At 44.5% G+C, this 4,427-nt stretch carries 6 protein-coding genes and 1 pseudogene; all 7 read left to right on the top strand.

Annotated features, from left to right (window positions below; all coding sequences use genetic code 11):
- Window positions 1–128 precede the first annotated feature (128 nt).
- On the top strand, window positions 129–479 hold the full coding sequence (locus PX636_RS20810) for a PIN domain-containing protein (protein WP_288118650.1): 351 nt from the start codon (window positions 129–131) through the stop codon (window positions 477–479).
- A gap of 683 nt (window positions 480–1,162) precedes the next feature.
- Window positions 1,163–1,465 (top strand): UPF0175 family protein, encoded by a 303-nt coding sequence (locus PX636_RS20805; RefSeq protein ID WP_004163132.1) that lies wholly within the window; start codon window positions 1,163–1,165, stop codon window positions 1,463–1,465.
- Window positions 1,462–1,932: pseudogene (locus PX636_RS22960) on the top strand (PIN domain-containing protein). The gene PX636_RS20805 and the pseudogene PX636_RS22960 overlap by 4 nt, the downstream one beginning before the upstream one ends.
- Before the next feature lie 92 nt (window positions 1,933–2,024).
- On the top strand, window positions 2,025–2,258 hold the full coding sequence (locus tag PX636_RS22955) for a hypothetical protein (RefSeq protein ID WP_502882909.1): 234 nt from the start codon (window positions 2,025–2,027) through the stop codon (window positions 2,256–2,258).
- A complete protein-coding gene (locus tag PX636_RS20790; RefSeq protein WP_004163128.1) occupies window positions 2,224–2,643 on the top strand; it encodes a helix-turn-helix domain-containing protein in 420 nt (139 codons plus the stop codon). Before PX636_RS22955 ends, PX636_RS20790 begins: the two co-directional genes overlap by 35 nt.
- Before the next feature lie 300 nt (window positions 2,644–2,943).
- The gene (locus PX636_RS20785) at window positions 2,944–3,336 is read left to right on the top strand and encodes a pre-16S rRNA-processing nuclease YqgF (RefSeq protein WP_004163127.1); all 393 of its coding nucleotides are present in this window, start codon (window positions 2,944–2,946) and stop codon (window positions 3,334–3,336) included.
- 39 nt (window positions 3,337–3,375) lie between these two features.
- Window positions 3,376–4,427: glutamate--cysteine ligase (gene gshA / locus PX636_RS20780; RefSeq protein WP_288118644.1), on the top strand; the 1,052-nt coding region annotated here is incomplete at its 3' end.

Here is a 4,427-nt window from a genome sequence, read left to right as displayed (position 1 = left end):
TTTCTGGTCGGAACCCCCTAAGCCGAGTTTTCAAGGTGCTGCGCCGTCCACTTGGTTTTCGAGACTGGCCTTTTAATTCTAACGTAAAGCCAACCTAGAACGGCGGGGTTTCAGACCCAAAATTTCCGATGATCGCTCGGTTCGCTCCCACGGTAGATTTTTTCACGACCGATCGCTGTTACGCCGACGCAAGGCGATATTTACCGATTCTTTTCGAGAAACGCAACCTAGGGAGCGAGGACGCGATGGCAGTCTTGGAAGGTTTGACCGGTTGGGTGCGGATCGTGGATAACAGCCTGTACGCTTCTTACGAGGGGGAGGCTAGAAAACGCATCGCCGCGCGGGATGTGGACGATTGGCCAGTCGTGGCGCTGGCTTTATTGCTGGAATGCCCGATCTGGACGGAAGACGCGGATTTTTTCGGCACGGGGGTGGCAACCTGGACGAGCAATCGGGTTCACCTGTATTTCGGTGAGTGAGCGACGGCGATCACAACAATATCCGATATTCTGGTGAATTCGTAAGAATCGAAGATATCCCGCCGTAGTCGGTGGGTATCGCCCTGGACTAGGTGCGCTTCCCAACTTTGCAAGCGTTGGATGAGTTTGGCTAGGGTTAATCTCAGACCGGCTAGATAGGGTTTGCTGAATAAATTTGAAATGTAGGCAAAGTAAAGGTTTTGGGGCTTTACGAGCGAAACAGGTGCAAGATTTTGAGAGAATCGTCGTTCAAAACCTTGCGTCTTCATCGGCCCGCATCCTGTAGGGGCGAAGCATTCGGACAATAACCTATCGGTGAAAAGGTAGATTTTCTATCCGAATGCTTCGCCCGTACTTATTCAGCAAACCCTAGATAGAGCTTGCTGAATAAATCTAAAAACTCTGTTGGATTGCAGAGAATGACATTTGAGGGAATGAAACAACCCTACCCCACACCCCGCCCCCACAAAAAACTTTTTGCCGCAAACCCTGAGGGCGAAGGCAATTCGCCCCTACAATAATATTATTACGCCAATGGTAGGGCCGCACTGTGGTCAGTGAGTTTATCGAACTGTGTGCGCCCAAAATGTCCTATAGATATTTCGACCAAATTGAGATGCACCCAAATTATCCCTATTCTTCTTCCTTCCACACAAAAACTGGAAGAGCCATCTATTTCACCTATGATAGAACTAACTGGTAGCGACTCCGATAATTTTATGCAAATCACTGTTGATATTCCCGACGAAATCGCCCAGAGATTAGGTCAAACAGGCGATAATTTGGCTCATAAACTGCTGGAAATGGTTATTGCTGATGCTTACCGTGCCGGTATCTTGAGTACGGCCGAAGTTGGACGCATCCTTCAATTACCTTCTCGGTTAGAAACTCATGCCTTTTTAAAGCGGATGGGAGTCTATCTGAATTATGATGAAACTGAACTGGAACGCGATTTGCAAACTCTCAAAGAACTCAGAGCGAAATGATAGTTGTTTCTGACACTTCTCCGATTTGCTACCTGCTCTTAATTGACCAAATTATGATCCTACAAGAACTGTATGAGCTTGTGGTCATTCCTGAAGCTGTAGCTGATGAATTAAAGGCCTCAGAATCTCCATCTATCGTTCGCAATTGGATTGCTAACCCCCCTGATTGGCTCCGGATTGAAATTGTTAGGACATCCTCAAGGTCAGGATTGTAAAAACTCGATCCGGGTGAGCAAGAAGCGATTTTACTAGCAGAGCAAATTGAAGCTGAATTGATTATTTTAGATGACAAAGCAGGGAGGCAAATTGCTTCGGAGCGTGGCTTAAGAATTATTGGACTTTTGGGCATTGTCAAAGATGCTGCCCAATTCGGATTGCTCGATTTAAGAGTAACCTTTGAACGTCTCCAAGAAGCTGGCTTTTGGGTTGCACCCAGCCTACTCGAACGACTTTTGTGGCAGCAATAGATGTTCTGACGCTAACTTAAGATTCTTTACCGTTAGATTTTTCTGCTAAAATTATCTACACAACAGTACACAAGCGGGAAAAGCAATAGTCTCTGCTAGAAAAAATCGGAATGGGAGAATTCCAGGATCATCTCGCCAAATATTTGAGTTCTACTACTCCCATCGCCGTCACTTGCCAGGGTCAGACGGTGGGTTATTTCTTGCCGGCACGACCGGAGCCAGTAGATAGCGTTTACAAAGATCAAATAATTTACATCAAGTACATTTTGACTCACGCGGAGTATGACAAAGATGAGGGGAAAAATGACCCTTACTTTGAACCGTGATACCTACGGAAGGTTACTAGCCGAGTATCTACCAAAAGTAATAGAAAACGATGCAGAAAACGAACAGGCTATTAACCTAGCTGAGGCCTTATCTCATCGAGAAAATCGCAGTCTAGAAGAAACCACCTTGTTAAATTTACTCTTGACTTTAATCGAAAAATACGAACAAGATCATTATCCCCTTGAAGAATCAGAACCCCATTCAATACTCTGGGAACTCATGGAAGCTAACAACTTACAAGAAAAAGATTTATCAGATATACTAGGTTCAAAAACAATAGTTTCTGATATTCTTATTGGCCAACAAATAATAACAGAAAAACAAGCTGTAAAGTTAGGACAGTTTTTTCACGTTGACTCAAGTTTATTTTTATCTACTCAGTAAATTTGTGCTATATAGGTGATGCTTGGTTATAACCCTACACCCTACACCCCACACCCTCCCCCCAGGAGAAACTTTTTGCCGCAAACCCTAGTCATGAACTCGACCCATTTGGTCGATTTTTGCTTAACAATTGAGATGGCAAATTCTCCTCAAATATGCCTGAATCGTGGGTAAGCAACTCACATAAAGTTAATTTTGTCAAGGATTGTTCAGATGCGCTTACCCTGCTAAAACCCCAACACCCAAGACCCTAATTTAGTGATTTAATAAAACCGACCACTGCTGCAGGAGATAAAAACTATGTGTATTCTCGGTTTTGATCCGGGTAAGGATAAATGTGGGATCGCGGTCAGGTCATCGACGGGGAAAATTTATACCCATGAGGTGATAGCATCGTCACAAGCGATCGAGCGTTTAGCTAGTCTCTGTCAACAATATCCGCTCGAATTATTGGTGATGGGGAACCAAACCACCTCGAAAAGTTGGCGCCAAAAAATTGCCGCTCGTATCACCATCCCGATTACTCTAGTAGATGAACGCAATAGTACCCTAGAAGCGCGCGATCGCTATTGGCAAATGTTCCCCCCCAAAGGATTACAGAAACTCATCCCCCAAGGTATGCGTCTTCCCGATCGCCCCATTGATGATATAGTGGCGATTCTGCTGATCGAACGTCATTTACAGTCCAAATAATGTCACACTACAAAATAGACACAGCAAGGTGAATTGACGATGCTCCTAAGTAAAGGTTTTGAAGTGGAAATGTACACCGGAACAGCAGCCGGAGAAATTATCGGTTTATCCGATCGCATTGTCAAGGATTTAGATGGTTTTGTCCGGGAACCGGATAGTCGTAACGTAGAATATACTACGGCTCCCATGACTAACTATGACCGTCTTTTATGCGCTACTTTAAAACCTCGTCTCGCTCTACGGCGATATTTGCGTCGTTTAGGCGATTATACCCTCATCCCTGGCAGTACCCTCTCCTTGGGCGATAGTCAACATTTTTATCGCAGTGACCCCCACAATCCCTATCATGACTATATTGAACAGACCTACGGCACTAATGTAGTCACGGCCAGTATTCATATTAACGTCGGTATTAGCGATTATGAGGATTTAATGCGTGCCTGTCGCTTAATTCGCCTAGAAGCTCCTTTATACTTGGCTTTAAGTGCTTCTTCTCCCTTTCTCGACGGTAAAATCACCGGTTCCCATTCCCGTCGTTGGCAAGTTTTCCCCCAAACTCCCGCTTATGTTCCCCTCTTTGAAAGTCATCAACATTTTGTCACTTGGACCGAGGAACAATTAAAACTCGGTACGATGCAGAATGTTCGTCATCTCTGGGTGTCGGTACGTCCTAACGGTAGCAATCGTCCCTATAATCTCAATCGTCTAGAATTGCGAATTTGTGACCTGATTGCTAATCCTATTAGTTTATTAGCAGTTATGGCTTTTTTAGAGGCCCGTTTAACTCAACTTTTACAAGCTCCCCAATTAGACCCCTTAATTTTAAGTCAATTACCCAGCAGCAATCGCAGCGAGGATTTATTAACTTTAACCCAAGAAAACGAACAGGCTGCCGCTCGTTTTAGTCTTGATGCCACCCTGAGACATTGGTACGATGGCCGAGAAATCTTAGCTAGGGATTGGATTAAAGACCTCTATGTTCAAGTTTATCCGATCGCTAAAGAAAAGGGTTTTAGTTGTTTCCTCTCTCCCCTACAAAAAATCCTCCGCGAAGGTAACACTGCACAACAATGGTTAAAACAATACGACCA

Origin of the sequence: Microcystis sp. M53598_WE2 (assembly GCF_030067735.1) — a bacterium.
Lineage (GTDB): Bacteria > Cyanobacteriota > Cyanobacteriia > Cyanobacteriales > Microcystaceae > Microcystis > Microcystis aeruginosa.
This window is presented reverse-complemented; position numbering and strand designations above follow the sequence as displayed.

Bases quoted from the DNA above. Each gene is read 5' to 3' on its own strand.
- PX636_RS20785 (WP_004163127.1), top strand. From the start codon at position 2,944: ATGTGTATTCTCGGTTTTGATCCGGGTAAGGATAAATGTGGGATCGCG.
- PX636_RS20805 (WP_004163132.1), top strand. From the start codon at position 1,163: ATGATAGAACTAACTGGTAGCGACTCCGATAATTTTATGCAAATCACT.
- PX636_RS20790 (WP_004163128.1), top strand. From the start codon at position 2,224: ATGAGGGGAAAAATGACCCTTACTTTGAACCGTGATACCTACGGAAGG.
- PX636_RS20810 (WP_288118650.1), top strand. From the start codon at position 129: ATGATCGCTCGGTTCGCTCCCACGGTAGATTTTTTCACGACCGATCGC.